The 16,796-nt window shown below is 56.4% G+C and carries 18 protein-coding genes; 4 read left to right on the top strand and 14 right to left on the bottom strand.

The window, feature by feature from the left end:
- Positions 1 to 52: 52 nt before the first annotated feature.
- The 10 genes from M7439_RS05655 to arc all read right to left on the bottom strand — a co-directional run bounded on the left by M7439_RS05655 (position 53) and on the right by arc (position 9,508).
- Positions 53 to 484, bottom strand: coding sequence for a hypothetical protein (locus M7439_RS05655; protein ID WP_298346514.1), 432 nt, complete (start codon positions 482 to 484; stop codon positions 53 to 55).
- The gene (trpS, locus tag M7439_RS05660; RefSeq protein WP_298346517.1) at positions 474 to 1,490 is read right to left on the bottom strand and encodes a tryptophan--tRNA ligase; all 1,017 of its coding nucleotides are present in this window, start codon (positions 1,488 to 1,490) and stop codon (positions 474 to 476) included. Before trpS ends, M7439_RS05655 begins: the two co-directional genes overlap by 11 nt.
- 377 nt (positions 1,491 to 1,867) lie before the next feature.
- The gene (locus tag M7439_RS05665; RefSeq protein ID WP_298346519.1) at positions 1,868 to 2,209 is read right to left on the bottom strand and encodes a hypothetical protein; all 342 of its coding nucleotides are present in this window, start codon (positions 2,207 to 2,209) and stop codon (positions 1,868 to 1,870) included.
- Positions 2,210 to 2,493: 284 nt separating this feature from the next.
- Positions 2,494 to 3,096, bottom strand: coding sequence for a signal peptidase I (gene lepB, locus M7439_RS05670; RefSeq protein ID WP_298346521.1), 603 nt, complete (start codon positions 3,094 to 3,096; stop codon positions 2,494 to 2,496).
- On the bottom strand, positions 3,093 to 4,457 hold the full coding sequence (pafA, locus tag M7439_RS05675; protein WP_298346523.1) for a Pup--protein ligase: 1,365 nt from the start codon (positions 4,455 to 4,457) through the stop codon (positions 3,093 to 3,095). The genes lepB and pafA overlap by 4 nt, the downstream gene beginning before the upstream one ends.
- A 5-nt stretch (positions 4,458 to 4,462) precedes the next feature.
- Entirely contained in the window at positions 4,463 to 5,149 is a 687-nt protein-coding gene (gene prcA, locus M7439_RS05680; protein ID WP_298346525.1) for a proteasome subunit alpha, read from the bottom strand.
- Entirely contained in the window at positions 5,146 to 5,952 is an 807-nt protein-coding gene (prcB, locus tag M7439_RS05685; RefSeq protein WP_298346527.1) for a proteasome subunit beta, read from the bottom strand. Before prcB ends, prcA begins: the two co-directional genes overlap by 4 nt.
- Before the next feature lie 37 nt (positions 5,953 to 5,989).
- Positions 5,990 to 6,184, bottom strand: a complete 195-nt coding sequence (locus M7439_RS05690) for a ubiquitin-like protein Pup (RefSeq protein ID WP_298335348.1) — start codon at positions 6,182 to 6,184, stop codon at positions 5,990 to 5,992.
- Positions 6,185 to 6,215: 31 nt separating this feature from the next.
- Positions 6,216 to 7,709 carry a depupylase/deamidase Dop gene (gene dop, locus M7439_RS05695; protein ID WP_298346528.1) on the bottom strand — a complete coding sequence of 498 codons (1,494 nt, stop codon included), beginning with the start codon at positions 7,707 to 7,709 and terminating at the stop codon, positions 6,216 to 6,218.
- Positions 7,710 to 7,759: 50 nt separating this feature from the next.
- Positions 7,760 to 9,508: a proteasome ATPase gene (gene arc / locus M7439_RS05700; RefSeq protein WP_298348847.1), complete on the bottom strand. Its 1,749-nt coding sequence runs from the start codon at positions 9,506 to 9,508 to the stop codon at positions 7,760 to 7,762.
- 156 nt (positions 9,509 to 9,664) lie between these two features.
- Here arc and M7439_RS05705 point away from each other — a divergent pair, with 156 nt between their 5' ends.
- Positions 9,665 to 9,901, top strand: coding sequence for a ferredoxin (locus tag M7439_RS05705; protein WP_298442628.1), 237 nt, complete (start codon positions 9,665 to 9,667; stop codon positions 9,899 to 9,901).
- A gap of 494 nt (positions 9,902 to 10,395) precedes the next feature.
- Here M7439_RS05705 and M7439_RS05710 read toward each other — a convergent pair whose 3' ends face one another.
- Genes M7439_RS05710 through M7439_RS05725 form a run of 4 tightly spaced genes read right to left on the bottom strand, consistent with a single transcriptional unit; the run spans position 10,396 to position 12,002 of the window.
- Complete coding sequence (locus M7439_RS05710) at positions 10,396 to 11,244, bottom strand: tRNA (adenine-N1)-methyltransferase (RefSeq protein ID WP_298346534.1); 849 nt, start codon at positions 11,242 to 11,244, stop codon at positions 10,396 to 10,398.
- Positions 11,241 to 11,489, bottom strand: a complete 249-nt coding sequence (locus M7439_RS05715; RefSeq protein ID WP_298346536.1) for a hypothetical protein — start codon at positions 11,487 to 11,489, stop codon at positions 11,241 to 11,243. Before M7439_RS05715 ends, M7439_RS05710 begins: the two co-directional genes overlap by 4 nt.
- A gap of 10 nt (positions 11,490 to 11,499) precedes the next feature.
- A complete protein-coding gene (locus tag M7439_RS05720; RefSeq protein WP_298335360.1) occupies positions 11,500 to 11,703 on the bottom strand; it encodes a hypothetical protein in 204 nt (67 codons plus the stop codon).
- A 2-nt stretch (positions 11,704 to 11,705) separates the two neighbouring features.
- Entirely contained in the window at positions 11,706 to 12,002 is a 297-nt protein-coding gene (locus M7439_RS05725; protein WP_298346537.1) for a phage holin family protein, read from the bottom strand.
- A gap of 175 nt (positions 12,003 to 12,177) precedes the next feature.
- Here M7439_RS05725 and M7439_RS05730 point away from each other — a divergent pair, with 175 nt between their 5' ends.
- The 3 genes from M7439_RS05730 to M7439_RS05740 all read left to right on the top strand — a co-directional run bounded on the left by M7439_RS05730 (position 12,178) and on the right by M7439_RS05740 (position 16,381).
- On the top strand, positions 12,178 to 12,912 hold the full coding sequence (locus M7439_RS05730; protein WP_298346539.1) for a 6-phosphogluconolactonase: 735 nt from the start codon (positions 12,178 to 12,180) through the stop codon (positions 12,910 to 12,912).
- A gap of 152 nt (positions 12,913 to 13,064) precedes the next feature.
- Entirely contained in the window at positions 13,065 to 15,371 is a 2,307-nt protein-coding gene (gene cofH / locus M7439_RS05735) for a 5-amino-6-(D-ribitylamino)uracil--L-tyrosine 4-hydroxyphenyl transferase CofH (protein ID WP_298346541.1), read from the top strand.
- Positions 15,368 to 16,381 (top strand): TIGR00730 family Rossman fold protein, encoded by a 1,014-nt coding sequence (locus M7439_RS05740; protein ID WP_298346544.1) that lies wholly within the window; start codon positions 15,368 to 15,370, stop codon positions 16,379 to 16,381. The genes cofH and M7439_RS05740 overlap by 4 nt, the downstream gene beginning before the upstream one ends.
- The last annotated feature ends 415 nt before the right edge of the window (positions 16,382 to 16,796 follow it).

The following is a 16,796-nucleotide window of genomic DNA, read 5'->3' on the forward strand; positions in this document are numbered from 1 at the left end:
GACATCTCATTCGGCGATGTCACCGGCCGTCGGTGCAAACTCAGTCCCATGACTAATTCAGATCCGGGGATCCGAGGGTGTACCCAGGACTCGGTGCCAGAGAGCGCGTCGTCGATGGCGTGGCTGCAGACGAATCATCGAGTGTTCGCGAGGCCCTCGTTTGCACCTCTGGAGCCCTTGTTGCGGGCTGCAGGACCGAGTTGACCATTCTTGCTGGCTGCAGGACCGAGCCGACGATACCAGCTGGTTGGAACATCGATGTCACCGTGCCGGCGGTCTTGAGCGTCTCACCTAGAAAACCACTCACCGCCGAATTGGGAAGATTGCTTACCGAATTGATCTGATTGGTGAGCGACTCTCGATGGCTGCGCAGCGTAGCAAGCAACTCTCCCCCCTTCTTGGCGAGCTGGGGAAGTCGTTCCGGCCCAAGAAGCACGAGTGCAGCGATAGCCACAAAGGCCAGCTTGATCGGATCAATCTCCATACGTAACCTCCTTGCTGGGTAGAAACCCAATCGCGTCGTAGGCGCGTGATAACGTCTGCGAAGCTACCTCACTTGCTCGCTCGCGACCAATCGCTAACCAGGACACAAGTTGAGAGCGGTCACCCATGTAGTCCTGATAGCGTTCGCGAATCGGGCTCAACTGCTCGATGACCGCCGTCGCGGTAGCCTCCTTGAGATCGCCATAGCGTACAAAGTTGGACGCCACGTCTTTTGGCTCGCGATCGGTCAAAACCGCCAGGATCTCCAGTAAGTTTCGCACGCCTGCCCGCGCCGGATCATCTTCCACATAGAGTACTTCGTTGAAGAGGTCGGTTTTGGCTTTCGCAATCTTCCTGCGAATCTGATCGTCGCTATCGAGCAGGTAAATATTCCCCTGTCCGTCCGCCGAGGACTTACTCATCTTCGCCTCAGGATGGCTAAGATCCATCACCCGTGCCGCCAAAGGCGGGATCACCGCCCGGGGAATCGTGAAAATATCTCCATAGGCATGGTTAAACCGCGTCGCAACCGTACGAGTGAGCTCGATGTGTTGGCTCTGATCCTCGCCAACCGGCACGAGATCTGTTTGGTAGAGCAAGATGTCTGCCGCCATCAGGGCTGGGTAGGTGAACAAACCAGCGCGTACCATCGCCGAACCCCTGGACTTATCCTTGAATTGGATCATCCTTGAGAGCTCCCCATAGGTTGCAGTGCACTCCATGAGCCAGGCCAACTGCGCATGCCCAGCGACATGACTCTGGACAACCACCGTTGACCGTGTCGGATCAATGCCCACGGCAAAGAGAAGGGCCGCCATCTGGAGGGTACCCTCCCGCAGTGCTGCCGGGTCGTGTTCGACGGTGAGCGCATGCTGATCAACGATCAAGAAGGTGCTTTCATACTCCTCCTGTTGGATGCGCCACTGACGAAAGGCACCAAGAAAATTACCAAGGGTCGCCTGCCCTGTTGGCTGTACTCCTGAGAGCACCCGTTCACGCTCGGCCACAACCAATCCCCACTCCAATCCCGATCGACATCACATCCGCATCGCTCTACCCACCTGACACATGGCCACCTGACACATGGCCAACATCACAAGGGCAGCACTCGCCACAATGGGTAGCACTTCACGTGCAGAGCCGACCATGATCGGCGCCGCCGATTCCTGCGGACATCATCGGTGTCGGTCCACCCGCCGCCAGCAAAGAGCCTATTTACCCACCCTCTCAGACTAGCGCTATGGCTTCGCAAACACTACGGCATGAGCCTGCAAGCACCCGCGCTACCGACGACTCACCCGTCGGTGCATAGCATCCGGGTCATCGGGGCGAGTAGCGAGAACGATATCGGCACAAGCGAGCCCATGGGGCCCGAGCGGAGACGCTACTGCTCGTATTTGCCTTGGCTATAGCGGATCAGTCGTTCAAGCCAGGTGGGATCTGCGAGCTGCTGATGAAAGGCGAGAAGGTCGTCGAAGTCGACAGGAGGTCCCACCACCTCCTCCCCTGACTCCTCGGGCAGTCGCCAGAAGTGAATCTTGACCCCAGAAGAGACCAGAATCTCAACGATACGTTTGTCGACAGCCTTGGAGACGACCATCATGCAACTTGGGCAACGGAAGACATAACTCGCCTCTCCATTGGATGAACAGAGCATCACCGTCATGGCGTTCGGCGCGATATCGACGTCCCCACACGTCGGACATGAAGCTCTAATGATTGGCATTGCGACTCCCTTCGCCCCTCAAATTCATCCAGTGTCCCAAGTATCGGTACGTTCTGCCTCGACACTAAACCTAATCTGGGATAATTCCTGGGTTTCTTGAACCGGCTACGATCGCCCTGTTGAGGGAGTCCGACAGCCACAGACGATCTCTGGCACCAGGGCCCATCGCGGGAGCTGGGGCAGCAAGGAAGTCTCTGTCGCACGGTTGCCAACGAGTGCATGACGGCTACACCCGCGCAACTGCGCACCAAGACCATCCGGGCCCTCTGTCTGTGTGTATCCGCCTAAAAGTAGTGCCACTGTGAGAGCGGCCAGTAGATCAGGATCACCCGACCCACGATCAGTGACCTTGAGATCGGACCAAATACGCGCGAATCTGCAGAGTCACCTCGATTGTCGCCCAAGACGTAGTACTCGTTCTTTGGGATATGGATCGGCGATTCTGATGCCGCACTCAACGGGTAGGTCTTGACACCCTTAGGCAGGAAGGGCTCAGCGATGGGCTTACCGTTGATGTACACCTGGCCATCATGGAACCAGATGGTCTGCCCTGGCAGGCCAATCACCCGTTTCACAAGATAGTGGATATTGGCGCTAGTGTGGTCATCAGCCGGTTTATGAAAGACGATGATGTTGCCAAAGCCCACGGAGTGGAGGTGGTAACTCAGCTTGTCAACGATCATATGATCGCCGATTTCAATCGTTGGTATCATCGAACCCGACGGGACGAAGAAGGACTCAAAGACATAGGCTCTCACCCCAACGGCGACCACTAGTGCAACCACGATGACGATTAGCCAGTTGCGCAGTGTGTGACGTTGTGGATGGGCCGAGTCGTCACCCTCCCCAACTACCGGAGCTGTGTCGTCGGTCGTCTGCTCTGTCATAAACCTGCTATCAACCTCTCCACCCGGTCATCATAGGACGCAAATGGGTCTTTCAACATCACCGTCCGCTGCGCCTGGTCATTGAGCTTAAGGTGCACCCAATCTACCGTGTAATCGCGGTGATGCGCCTTCGCCGCCGCAATAAACTCCCCGCGCAGACGAGCACGCGTGGTCTGCGGCGGGACATCAACTGCCCGCTTGATACGCTCCTCATCCACGAGTTCAACCGTGCGACCATGCTCAACCAACTTATAGTAGACACTGCGGTTACGGTTGATATCGTGATACTGTAGATCGACTAGAGAGACCTGCGGGTGTGACAACGGCAGATCGTGTCGTGCCCGGTACTCTTCAATCAGCCGATACTTCGTTACCCAGTCAACCCGTCCATCGAGCTTCATCGGATCAGTACGCAGCGCCTCCAACGCCTCACCCCACATCACCAACGCACGCTGCTCATCCGGTGGAATCGCGTGATTGGCACTGAAGCGTTGCGCGCGCTCGTAGTAACTCTCCTGTATCTCGAGCGCCGTCATCTCACGACCATTGACCAGTCGCACACGCTTGGTCAATGAAGGATCATGGGAGATCTCACGAATCGCTCGAATCGGATTTTCCATAGAGAGATCCCTCAAGACGATGTCATGTTCGAGCAGTCGCAGCACCAGCGACATCGCACCAACCTTCAAGAAGGTGGCCCACTGCGACATGTTTGAGTCACCAACGATCACGTGCAACCGACGAAAACGCTCCGCATCCGCATGGGGTTCGTCGCGAGTATTAATGATCGGGCGAGAACGGGTCGTAGCGGAGGAGACGCCCTCCCAGATGTGCTCAGCACGTTGCGAAAGGGTATAGACCGGGCCTCTGGAGGTGAGCAGCACCTTCCCAGCTCCTGCATAGATCTGCCGTGTCACGAGGAAGGGGATCAGCACCTCCACCAAACGCGAAAGATCATCCACGCGCAACGTCAGAAAGTTTTCATGACAACCATAGGAGTTGCCCGCCGAGTCGGTGTTGTTCTTCAGGAGATAGACCGAACCACGGATCCCCTCCTCACGCATCCGCACCTCCGCAGAGTACGCCAACGATTCAAGGATGAGCTCACCAGCTTTGTCATGACTAATCAGGTCCTCAAGACTATCGCATTCCGGGGTCGCGTACTCCGGATGACTGCCAACATCAAGATACAGGCGAGCACCGTTTTCAAGGAAGACATTGGAAGAACGCCCCCAGCTCACCACTCGCCGGAATAGGTATCTAGCTACCTCGTCAGGGCTCAAACGACGCTGTCCCCGTAAGGTGCACGTGACCCCGTATTCATTCTCAATACCAAAGATCCTACGATCGAGCTCCGCCACCCCGCTCAACCAGGATCACCAACCAAGCTCTGCAACTCAACTCCAACGATCCTACGAAAGGTTCTGCGTTCGCCGCGATCCTCGAGGACTGCAATCTCAAGATCCTCATACTGCAACTGGTGCTCGTCCTCGCTTAAGGCTCCGATACAGGCATGGAGAGCATCCCGAAGGTCCCAACCATCTGCATACGATCCCGCAAAACGCTCCGCGATCGCGTCAGAGTCGCCCCCGATCACCGCAAAGTGTTGCTCGTCAACGACCGTCCCGTCGTAGAGAATATGGAACAGCTGCGAGTCCTTACCTGCGGTCCCAAGTTCAGCCACCAGAATCTCCACCTCAAGCGGCTTCACCTCGTGGGTGAAGACTTGGCCGAGATACTGCGCATAGAGGTTTGCCAGACTTCTCGCGTCGACATCGTCGCGAGCGTATGCAAATCCCTTCGTGTCCGCATGGCGAATACCCGCCACTCGCAGCTGATCGAATTCGTTGTACTTACCGACCCCAGCAAAGGCAATCCGGTCATAGATCTCCGAGACCTTGTGGAGAGAACGCGAAGGGTTCTCTGCGCATAACAAAACGCCGACTTGGTACACGGCACCGATGAGCGCACGCCCCCGAGCAATGCCCTTTCGGGCATAGTCGGCGCGATCCTTCATCATCTGCTCAGGAGCTACGTAAAAGGGCATACTCATTCTGGCTGTCTCCTTGTCGTCAACTCCGTCTCCAATTCATGGGCGAGCATGCTGAGCTCGTCATCACCAACCCGTGCATACCCAGAGGCATCGATCACACCAATCACGGGGAAAATACCTCGCAAAAGGTCCGGCCCTCCGGTGGCAGAGTCCTCTTGAGCCGCCTCAAAGAGCGCCTTCGTCGCCAAGCGGACGACATCGTCACGACTCATCCCAGGACGGAAGCCGAGTCGAAGCGTGGCACGAGCATCGCGACCACCCGATCCTGTCGCATAGAACGACTCCTCCTCGTACTTGCCTCCTGCGATATCGTAGGTAAAGATTCTCCCTTGATTTCGATGGAGATCCCAACCCGCAAAAAGCGGGACAACTGCAAGCCCCTGCATCGCCATGCCAAGATTCGACCGAATCATCTGTGCCAGCTGATTCGCCTTGCCCTCAAGGGAAAGCACGGTCCCTTCAACCTTCTCATAATGCTCCAGCTGGACCTGGAAAAGCCGCACCATCTCGATAGCAGGGCCAGCCGCGCCGGCAATCGCTACCGCCGAGAAGCGATCTGCAGGAAATACCTTTTCGATGGTCCGATTCGCAATGATATTGCCCTCGGTGGCACGACGATCACCAGCGATCACCACGCCATCGCGGAATCGCACCGCAGCGATGGTGGTCCCATGAGGAACGCCCGAGATCTCCGGTGAACCCGACTGTCGCGTCACCTGCGTACCGCGCTCATCGAGGCGACCTAAAAGACCACAGAAATCTGGACCCGGGTCACGAACTACATCAAACAATGGCAGCGCCAACGCCTACCGCCTCTCTCTTTCCATCAGCCAGCAGTGTCTACTGTCCGCCCTTTTGGACATAGTTGCGGACAAACTCCTCCGCGTTATCCTCTAGTACCTCATCAATCTCATCGAGAATGTCGTCAAGCTCTGCCTTGAGCTGATCGGAGCGCTCCGTCGAAGGAGCAGCCTCCTCCTCGACGACCTCCTCTCGATTCGATGACGATTTTCGCACTTGTTCACGTTCAGCCATGCATCCACCTCATCTTTGCACTTTATCCTAGTTATGAACCTAATGCCTCGACCAACTCGGCAGCACTCTTCACTCGGCGGAGAAGTTCACCAACATGACTCTCCGTCCCGCGCAATGGGTCCATCATGGGTACCCGTCGCAGTGGGTCCGACCCAAGGTCGAAGATGATGGAGTCCCAGTTGGCCGCCGCGATCGAGCCAGGGAAACGGGCGAGGCAGGTGCCCCGGAAGAAGGCACGAGTATCCGGTGGTGGGTTACTCACCGCCGCATCGATCGCACCATCCTCAAGCCTGCGTCGCATCGGCAGCCGCCGAAACAGTGACTTTTGTGGCCGCATGTCGTGGTACTGTAGATCGATCGCTGCGAGCCTAGGGTCCTGGTTCTCAACGCCATGTCGCTGCTGATAACCCTGAACCACTTGCCACTTTGCCACCCAATCGAGGGTGTCAGCCAACTCCATTGGATCATCCGCGAGAACACAAAGGATACGCTCCCACTCGGCCAGTAGCGCCGGACCGTCGGTCTCATTTCCAAGGTACGCCATACCATAGTGCTCCGCGTGTGCGATAGCGTGCTCAAGGTACGCTTCTTGAATCTCAAGGGCACGGAGATGCCTCCCGTCTCGAAGAAGTACTCTTTGCTTGAGCGTCGGGTCCCACGAGATCTCCCGTAACGACGAAACCGGATCAGCCATCTCGATCTTGAGATCCTCAAGAAATCCATCCTCGATCATCGCTAACACGATGGCAGTGAGGCCCAGCTTCAACCAAGTGGAGGTCTCTGACAGGTTGGCATCACCTAATATCACATGCAGCCGCCGGAAACGTTGTCCATCAGAATGTGGTTCGTCGCGGGTATTGATAATAGGCCGCTTCAACGTGGTCTCAAGACCAACCTCCTCCTCAAAGAAGTCAGCCCGCTGTGAGAGTTGGAATGGCACCTTCGAGGCGCTCGCGCCCGGAAACTCAGAGCCAACCTTGCCAGCTCCGATCATGATCTGTCGAGTCACGAAGAAGGGAACGAGTTCAGCGACCACTTTTTGAAAGGGAATACTACGATCGACGAGATAGTTCTCGTGACAACCATAGGAATTACCTTTTCGATCGGAGTTGTTCTTGTAGGCCACGATCTCTTGGCCCTTTGGAAGCAGCCGTTTCGCGTTCGCCATGGCACGGATCATGACCTCCTCCCCAGCCTTATCGTAGAGCAACGCCTGCGAGGGAGAGATACACTCCGGGGAGGAGTACTCAGGGTGCGCATGGTCGACGTAGAGTCGCGCTCCGTTTGTCAACACCGCATTCACTAGATGGGTATCTAGTTCGATGCCAGATCCCCCTTCAAGAGCAAAACCACGAGCATCCACACCAGGAGACTCGTCGACAAAATCCCACTCGACCCGTTCCGATAACCCGGAGACATAGGCGTTGATCAACATCGAGGATGTCGTAATAGGATTCGCATCCGGTGCACCGGCGACGACAATCCCGTATTCAGTCTCAATGCCGAGCACTTTTGGTATTGACATCACTCCTCCTTCGACTCCACTACTCACCGGGACGCTTGAACAGTTAACTCTTACAGGTACTGCCCAGTGGCGACCCGCTCGATGGCGCGACCGCCCTCCGCACCCTCCTCCTGCGAAAGCAGGATACGCATGAAGACGATTCGCTCCCCCTTCTTGCCTGAAATCTTGGCCCAATCATCAGGGTTCGTTGTGTTCGGAAGATCCTCATGCTCCTTGAACTCCTTGGCGATCGAAACCAACAAATCCTCCTGGTTGATACCAGCGGGCTGACCAGAGATCTCACGCTTGATTGCAAGCTTCTTGGCACGTCGCACGATATTTTCAATCATTGCTCCAGAGGCGAAGTCCTTGAAGTACAGGACCTCTTTCTCTCCGTTTTGATAGGTGACCTCTAAGAACCGGTTGGCATCGACGGCCGCATACATCGTCTCCACAGTGGTCTCGATGATCCGCTGCACGGCTATTTGCCGATCTCCGTTGCCAAGACGATCCACCTCACTCTTATCGAGTGGCAGATCCGCTGTGAGGTAACGTGAAAATATCTGATTCGCCGCCTTCACGTCAGGTCGCTGAATCTTGATTTTCACGTCCAAGCGACCAGGTCGCAGAATTGCAGGATCGATCAGGTCCTCGCGATTCGATGCCCCTATCACAATCACATTTCGAAGCGTCTCGACTCCATCGATCTCGGCCAACAACTGTGGGACCACTGTGGACTCCATGTCCGAACTGATTCCACTCCCTCGCGTCCGGAAAAGCGAATCCATTTCGTCGAAAAAGACGATGACCGGCATGCCCTCTTCCGCCTTCTCGCGGGCACGTTGGAAGATCAACCGGATTTGGCGTTCGGTCTCGCCCACGTATTTGTTCAATAGCTCGGGACCTTTGACATTGAGAAAGTAGCTCTTCACGCTCCGGCCCGAGGTTTGCTCGATCTTCTTGGCCAGCGAGTTGGCCACCGCCTTAGCGATCAACGTCTTACCGCAGCCCGGAGGTCCATACAGCAAGATACCCTTCGGAGCCGGGAGCCGATAGTTCGAGAACAGCTCGCGATAGAGGAATGGTAGCTCAACGGCATCCTGAATCTCTTCAATTTGATGGTCGAGCCCACCGATATCGGAGTAGCTGATGTCTGGCACCTCCTCGAGAGCGAGCTCCTCCACCTCGGGTTTCGGTAGCAACTCAAGCACCATTGCAGATCGCGGATCGACCATCACGCTATCGCCAACTCGCACTCTTGTGTTGCGCAAAACCCCGCTCAAGAGCGCCACGCGCTCATCATCACCGCGGCCAACGACGACGACCCGTTCCCCGTCCTCCAAGACATCCTTCACCGTGGCGACCTCACCACTGCGGTCCGGATCACGAACACCAATCACGGCGAAGGACTCATTGAGGGTCACCTCCTGTCCATGCCGCAGGTCCGCTAGGACAATATCAGGGTGGACGGCAACCTTCATCTTGCGACCCGAAGAGATAATGTCCACCGTTTCATCATCATTAGTGCCGATGAACACCCCATAGGCAGCTGGCGGTTGGGTTAACTTCTCAACCTCCTCGCGCAGATTGGCGATGTGTTCTCTCGCCTGTTGCAGGGTAAAGGTCAACTTCTCATTCTTGGCCTGCAACTGCGCTAGTGCACCCGACACCTCAAGCAGCTTCTCCTCCAACGCGCGTTCCCGCGAAGGTGCATCATTGACCCGACGTCGTAGCTCCTGTACTTCAACCTGGAGCGCATCAACCGTCTGTCGCTCTTGCGCGGTCAACTGCTCATCATGGGAATCCTTGCGATCGACCATCATGCCTCCTTCCTTTCTTCACGCTACCCGAGTGATGGCGAAATTAGAACACCTCGCCGGCGACTACACTTGTTTGGGTTCCTCATCGCAAGATAACCCGAGACATACCACGGTGCGCTGAGTCCCAAGAAAACAATCAAAATGGAAAGGACCTCGATGAAAGTCTGGATTGACCAGGATCTCTGCACCGGTGATGGCCTCTGTGAAGAGATCTGTCCGCCGGTTTTCACCCTGCTCGATGACGGTTTGGCTTATGTGAAAGAAGGCCAAGAGGTCTTAAATAATCCTGGTGGGGCTGCCCAGATGGCGCCGGTGCCTACTGATCTTGAAGATGCCGTCACGGAAGCAAGTGAGGAATGTCCTGGGGAGTGCATCTTCGTCGAAAACGACTGAGCTACTCATCACGATTCCCTTCTGTGAGCGTTCGATCGCCCCTTCTTCGGTGCAGTAGCCTCCTCCAGGGTACAAGGCTACGGGGTGTCAACCACGTTCTGCGAGCATTACCGAGACTGGTGAGGCTCTCCTCGGTCGATGTGAGGATCACCGAGTGGGTCGACCCCTTTCCGGAACAGGCCTACGACGAGCGCGGTTGGTGTAACACTCTTTGGTGATCGGATGCTTTGGTGATCGGATTGTGTCGTCAGGTTCTTTGGCCGGCCTCTCCACAACACACGTCGCGGGATCGACATCCTCTGGATTCACACGAACCTGAGACCACCGTACGTACGACAAGCCCGGCTCACACGGACCTACTTCTTATGGTTCCATGACGACACCAAACGACCGGGCCTACCGCAAACTGCTGTGTGGGCCGCAAACTGTAGTGCCGGCACCAACACGCTGCGACACCAACAAGAGCTAGCTCGTAGCGGATCTACAGCTCTTGACTACGGAGACGAATCCGCCACGCGTGGGTCATCAGCTGGGCCTTCGCTGTCTCGGGGCTTCGCAACGGAAGGTTGAGTGGTCTTGGCACTAATGATGAATCCGGTATGCCCCACCATCTTTTGCTCTGGTCGTACTACATCGCCGTTGACGATCCAACTCCGTTCAAGGATCTCCTTGACGGAGTCGACGATCAGCGCGTTGGAACGGACCGCTCGTACCACCTCTTGCACCTGATTGATATTCGTGACGTAGATGACGACCCTGCCATCATTGCTCAGCAACGGACGCACCCGAGGAATCACCGTCCATGGATCGAGAAGGTCGAGTACCACTCGGTCAAAGACACCATCTAACGCCACCTCAAGCACATCACCATGCACCACGGTAAGGTTTGAACTGAGTTCTGGCGGGAGGAAGCTTTCCACATTTTTACGCCCACGGTTGGCGAAGTCCTCTCGTTTCTCAACCGTCACCACCTTGGCCCCGTAGCGCAGCAGGCCCATCGTCAACGCCCCAGACCCAAACCCTGCCTCGAGTATTCGTAGACCTGGCTGCAGTGACAACTCGCCAAGCATGGCTGCAATGTCCTTGGGGTAGATGATCTGCGCACCCCTCGGCATCTCCAGGACGATATCGGTAAAGGAGGGTGCGTACACCACGAAGGTAGAACCCGAACGTGTCAGCACCGTTGAACCAGAGGTGACTCCAATGATACTGTCGTGTGTGAGCAGCCCGCGATGGGTATTGGCGCTAGCTCCAGCCTCCAAGCGCAACAAAAGTCGTCGATCCTTTGGGTCGACGACCAACACAAATGAACCTTCCTGGAAAACTTGCGATAGGGAGCTCACGTCCTCGAACGCTGTTTCGCGCTGATCAGGTACGATACCCCTTCATCAAGACGCAAGGTCGCCTTTTGATGCGGCGCGAGAAAGCGCCGACTGAGGCGACCCTTCGTAAGGCTCAGTAGGACATAGACAGCAAAACCTCCCGCAACCAACCAGCGATTGTGGGAGTACTCAAAAACTCTTCGCAAAGCCCTAACCATCAGAACCGAGGGTCGAAGCGACGCTAGAACATCTCCTCGTCTTGCCAAGTCTTTCTCCTTACAGGCGCGTAATCTCGATGACCGATGTTTTATTTCGGCCCCGACGATAGCCGACCACGAAGGCGACAAACACCAGCAACCCGGCGGCGATACCAACGAAACCTGGAAACGCTGGGCGCAACGCATTCAGGGAACCATTCGCTGCCTTTTGGACACCGCGAAAGGAGTCCTCAACATCGCTCAGACGAATTTTATCCGCCATCGTCACTTTCCTCGCTTTCCGATTCGCTTCAGTGTCAGTGCAAGCACAACGACAACGACCACCAAAGTGATGAGGTAAGGGAGCCAGTCCAGATGACCCTGGAAGGTCGTACCAGTCTCATCCTGGAGCAATCGAAGCAAGCCTAACGCCACGAGAACGAACCCAAAAGCTGTGAGGATCGAGGCAACCACACCCCAGACGAGAAGTCCACCGAGTCGCTTGGCAGGGTCAATCGTCTCTTGCTTTACATACTGTAACGACGTTGAGACTGCTGACTTCAAATCATCCCGTTGACTCACGTCAAAAGCCTCCCCATCGCATTAAGAATCTGTTGGCCCACACCAGAATAGCAGCGCCACCACTCCTCGACCTCATCTTCACCTTCGAAACTCTCTCTCCAGTGGACGAGGAGGACAGGCTAGGATCAAGTAGCAAGGAGGAACGTCGCAAGCTCTGCGAACAGAAAGGAGTACTGTGACACAATTCCACTATGAAATCGCCGAGGATGTACCGGGGCTCTTCGGTACCCGCATCAACGAGCATCTCACCCAAGAGGGACTCTTACTACTATCGGGTGGCCACACCATTATGGAGCTCCTTGGACCGCTAAAGGAGTCGCTCAGCTCCCGCAACGGAGAGCCACTCGCGATCGGTCAAGTGGATGAACGACTCGTCCCTGCCGATGACGAACGGTCGAACTGGCTGCACATAGCAAATGGGTTGGAAGGCCTTGACTATGTCACGTTGCCCATGATCCAATGCCATACCCCGACCGAAAAACAGCTCCTCGCCGACTGTGATTCACCCGACGCGGCGACAAGAGATGCGAGAACGGCACTGGCGAAAGGGTATGCAAAGCGCTACGAGTTTTTACTCTCCGAGTATCAGCCTTGGTCAGTGGTCCACCTCGGCCTAGGGTCCGACGGGCACACCGCCTCACTCTTTCCCGACTCTGAGGCCCTTGGCAACTGCCACACACTCGTGACGGCCAACCGAGATCCATCGAATACCAATCCGATCGAACGGATCACCCTCACGTTCCCCGCCCTCAATCGGTTTGCCTTCCGGATCATCGTCGCAACCGGCCCAGAGAAGGCCGCCATCGTTGAACGTACCATCAATGGAGACGGTCTTCCCATCCACTCGCTCGATCGCACCAATACGCTCTTGCTGCTCGATCCAGCCGCTGCCAGTGGGTTAACAACCTAACCACGCTGCGTCCAACGGGCCAAGAGGCTAGCACTAACGGATCGGTGCCCAACAAGGTGGCCACCAGGGGATGAACCCTCGAGCGAGGCGTCGGTCCCTCTCGCAATGAATCGACTTCCAGCCTCGCACCTCCAGGGGCTAAGGTGGTTGTCATGGAGATAAACCCCACCCGTTGGTCAACCGAGAAGCTACTCGCAGAAGCGAGCAACATTCGCAACCGAACTTTTGGTACGCTGATCACCTATTCACCGAAGGCGTTCTTTCCATTCACCATGTTGTGCCGCGACAGCTGCGGCTACTGCACCTTCGCGAAGGCTCCAGCTCGTCTCCAACGAGCGTACATGACCACCGCCGAGGTGAGCGACCTTGCTCGGACCGCTCGTGAGTACGGGGCAATCGAGGCGCTTTTCACGCTTGGAGAACGGCCAGAGGAACGCTATCCTCGTGCAAAGGCGGAACTCGCTGCCCTCGGCTTCGAGTCGACGGTCGAATACCTCTCCATCGCAGCAGCGCGTGCGATCAAGGAAGGACTCCTGCCTCATATCAACGCAGGTACGTTATCAACCGAAGAGCTCGCCCGCCTGCGCCCAGTCTCGGCTTCAATGGGGATTATGGTGGAGTCGATCAACGATACCCTTGTGTGTCACCGGCTTGCACCAGACAAAGCGCCCAACCGGAGACTCCAAACACTGCGCGACGCCGGGTCGCTAGGTATTGCGATGACGACTGGCCTGCTGATCGGGATCGGGGACACAGAGGATGACCGGGTTCGAGGACTCGACGAAATCCGCAAAATCGCTGAGAACTACGGCAACATTCAAGAGGTCATCATTCAAAACTTTGTACCGAAGCCGGCGACACAGATGGCCCATGTACCTCCACCATCTCGTGAAACATACCTACGATCCATCGCCTTGGCTCGACTGTTACTCCCGGAAACCGTTAATCTGCAGGCGCCGCCCAATCTTTCGGAGGATCCCAGTGAACTCCTTGGCGCAGGCATCAATGACCTCGGTGGCATCTCTCGCGTTACTCCAGATCACGTGAATCCCGAAAAGCCATGGCCCGCCATCGACGATTTGACGACCACACTTGAACGACGGGGGTTTGCTTTAGTGCCGCGTCTGCCTATCTATCCTGCCTACCTGCAGGAGCCTGCTCGCTGGATCGATGATGGGCTACTTCCAACCCTCAACTACCAGCGCGACCAGCTTGGCTACGCCCGAGAGCACCTCTGGTTCTCTGGAGAACCCTCAATCCTGCCACGCCGGGTCTTCCCCGGCCGGCCCACAGGCACTACGTCACCGGGTTGGCTCCAGGAGCTACAGGATGAACTCGATGCAGGCCATGAAGCACCAGTTGAACTGCTCACCATGGCCGGCTCCGCAAAGGGTTTCGATGTCATGGGGGTGATAGAGCTCGCAGATGACCTACGACGAAGGACCGTGGGTGACACGGTGACCTACGTGGCGAACCGCAACATCAACTACACGAACATCTGCACCTTCAAGTGCCGATTCTGCGCCTTCTCAAAAGGGCCACTCTCTCTCAACCTGCGAGGGAACCCCTATCTGCTGAGTCTGGAGGAGATCCTCGCCAAGGTTGGGGATGCCCAAGAACACGGAGCAACTGAGGTCTGTCTGCAAGGCGGCATTCATCCAACCTTTGATGGCGAATACTACCTCAATGTTGCCCGCGCTATCCACACCCACTTCCCCAATATCCATCTCCACGGATTTTCAGCCCTTGAGGTCTTCACCGGTGCACAAAGGCTCGGAGTGGAGCTTCGGGACTACCTGCGGGCCCTCAAGGACGCGGGCCTCAAGAGCCTGCCGGGGACGGCAGCAGAGATTCTCTACGATCCTGTACGGGCCACCCTGTGTCCTGACAAGCTCACCACTGCCGAGTGGCTAGAGGTACATCGCACCGCACACGAGGTCGGCTTACGCTCCAATGTGACCATCATGTTTGGTAGTATCGAGGAGATAGGTGCGGTGATCGAACATCTCGACGTCACTCGAACCCTTGGACGCCAAACCCACGGTTTCACTGAATTTGTTCCACTGCCATTTGTCCACATGGCCACCCCGATCTACCGCCTCGGCAAAGCTCGGCGAGGCCCGACCCTACGCGAGGCGGTGCTCGTCCATGCCTTAGGCAGAATTGCCTACCATGGGGTCATCGACAATATCCAGGTCAGTTGGGTCAAACTGGGAGTACAAGGAGCCGCATTCCTACTTGGCTGTGGAGCCAATGATCTCGGTGGAACCCTCATGGAAGAGAGTATCTCCCACGCTGCCGGTGCAACGCATGGCACCTCACTGACCCCTGAAGAGTTCGAAGCTGTCGCGCATGCCGCGGGTCGCACTCTCGTCCAGCGCACCACCTTTTACGAACCGGTACCTACTCGAATGCAGACCAGTCGTGACATCGGGCAGGTTCAACAGGTATCCCGGTGACCGAACGAGATAATCTGGCGTACCAACCGCCTCAGCAGCGCGCCGTCGACCTCAAAAATCCGAACCGTGATCTCAAACTCGCACTCGTCAACGAGCTGGAGACGACGTTGGTTGCCGATATGGACCGGCTCGACCTCAAGATGATCACCTCGGCGATCAGAGAACTTCGTGAGGCCTTTACCACCTTTGCCCCCTACCGCAACCACCGCAAAGTGACAATCTTTGGATCTGCCAGGATCCAACCTGGTGACCCACGTTATGTGCTCGCTCATGACCTCGGTGCCGCCTTTGCCCAGCGTGACTGGTTGGTGATCACAGGCGGTGGACCCGGCATCATGGACGCCGCCACCTCGGGCGCTGGACCAGCACATGCCTTCGGTGTCAACATACGACTGCCGCACGAACAAGAGGCAGCGCCAGGCCTCGATGAGTCCGGCCATCTTATCGAGATGAAGTACTTTTTCACCCGCAAAGTCCTCATGATCAAAGAGTCTTCGGCGTTCGTGTCCATGCCCGGGGGGTTGGGCACCCTCGATGAAACCTTCGAATTGCTCACCTTGTTACAGACGGGCAAGGCCCAACTCTCCCCACTTGTCCTCCTTGAACCCAGTGGCGGCGATTACTTTGGTCCACTATTAGCTTTTCTGACCGAAGTGCTTGAGCCCCAAGGGTTAGTCTCCGCTGCCGATTTAAACCTCTATCGCCGATGTTGGAGCGTCGACGAGGCCGTGACGGAGGTGACCTCGTTCTATCACAACTACGACTCCGCTCGTATCGTAGGTAAAAGGCTCATCCTCAGACTCAAACGGCTACCGCCAGCACCGTTGCTGAACGCACTCAATCACGACTTTCCCGACATCCTACGTTCTGGCACCATCGAAGTTATTGAGCCAACCGCATGGGAGGTTCGTGAGAATGATCGTCTCCGTCTCAAGCGCTTAGCCTTGGACTTCGACCAGCACTCCCTCGGGCGCCTACGCATGATGATCGATCGCCTGAACGAGGTTTAACGGCTCTCTCGAGTCCTAACGGCTCTCCCAGCGATGGTGATCAACTCACCGACATCGATCGAGAGGGCAGGCACCCTCACTCCTCATCACCAGTCATGGCAAAGAGTAGGAGAGCCCACCTGATCACCGTTAGCAACTCACCTTCTGAAGAGTCTCGAGGGGTCTGCGCCTAATCAATGGAGGATGCTGCGGCACCACATCCCAACGAGGCCGCCAAACATCACAACCAATGTTCCTCCGTATCGCTCGTGGACCATGACGAGTACCGCACTCGGGGCATAAACGGGTCCTCTTGGACACTGTCTCAGAGCCGGCCATCTCATACCCCAGCGGAGTCGACGCCCATCTGGTTTCGGAAGTACTCCTGCGCAATCCTCGCGGTTATCGCCCTCATCACTGGATCCACCGACGATGG

Source organism: Ferrimicrobium sp. (assembly GCF_027319265.1).
Taxonomy (GTDB): domain Bacteria; phylum Actinomycetota; class Acidimicrobiia; order Acidimicrobiales; family Acidimicrobiaceae; genus Ferrimicrobium.

Coding starts and splice junctions, on each gene's coding strand:
- M7439_RS05665 (WP_298346519.1), bottom strand. CDS start 2,209: ATGCCAATCATTAGAGCTTCATGTCCGACGTGTGGGGACGTCGATATC.
- cofH (WP_298346541.1), top strand. CDS start 13,065: ATGGAGATAAACCCCACCCGTTGGTCAACCGAGAAGCTACTCGCAGAA.
- M7439_RS05705 (WP_298442628.1), top strand. CDS start 9,665: ATGAAAGTCTGGATTGACCAGGATCTCTGCACCGGTGATGGCCTCTGT.
- M7439_RS05720 (WP_298335360.1), bottom strand. CDS start 11,703: ATGGCGGATAAAATTCGTCTGAGCGATGTTGAGGACTCCTTTCGCGGT.
- M7439_RS05690 (WP_298335348.1), bottom strand. CDS start 6,184: ATGGCTGAACGTGAACAAGTGCGAAAATCGTCATCGAATCGAGAGGAG.
- prcA (WP_298346525.1), bottom strand. CDS start 5,149: ATGAGTATGCCCTTTTACGTAGCTCCTGAGCAGATGATGAAGGATCGC.
- arc (WP_298348847.1), bottom strand. CDS start 9,508: ATGGTCGATCGCAAGGATTCCCATGATGAGCAGTTGACCGCGCAAGAG.
- M7439_RS05655 (WP_298346514.1), bottom strand. CDS start 484: ATGGAGATTGATCCGATCAAGCTGGCCTTTGTGGCTATCGCTGCACTC.
- dop (WP_298346528.1), bottom strand. CDS start 7,709: ATGTCAATACCAAAAGTGCTCGGCATTGAGACTGAATACGGGATTGTC.
- lepB (WP_298346521.1), bottom strand. CDS start 3,096: ATGACAGAGCAGACGACCGACGACACAGCTCCGGTAGTTGGGGAGGGT.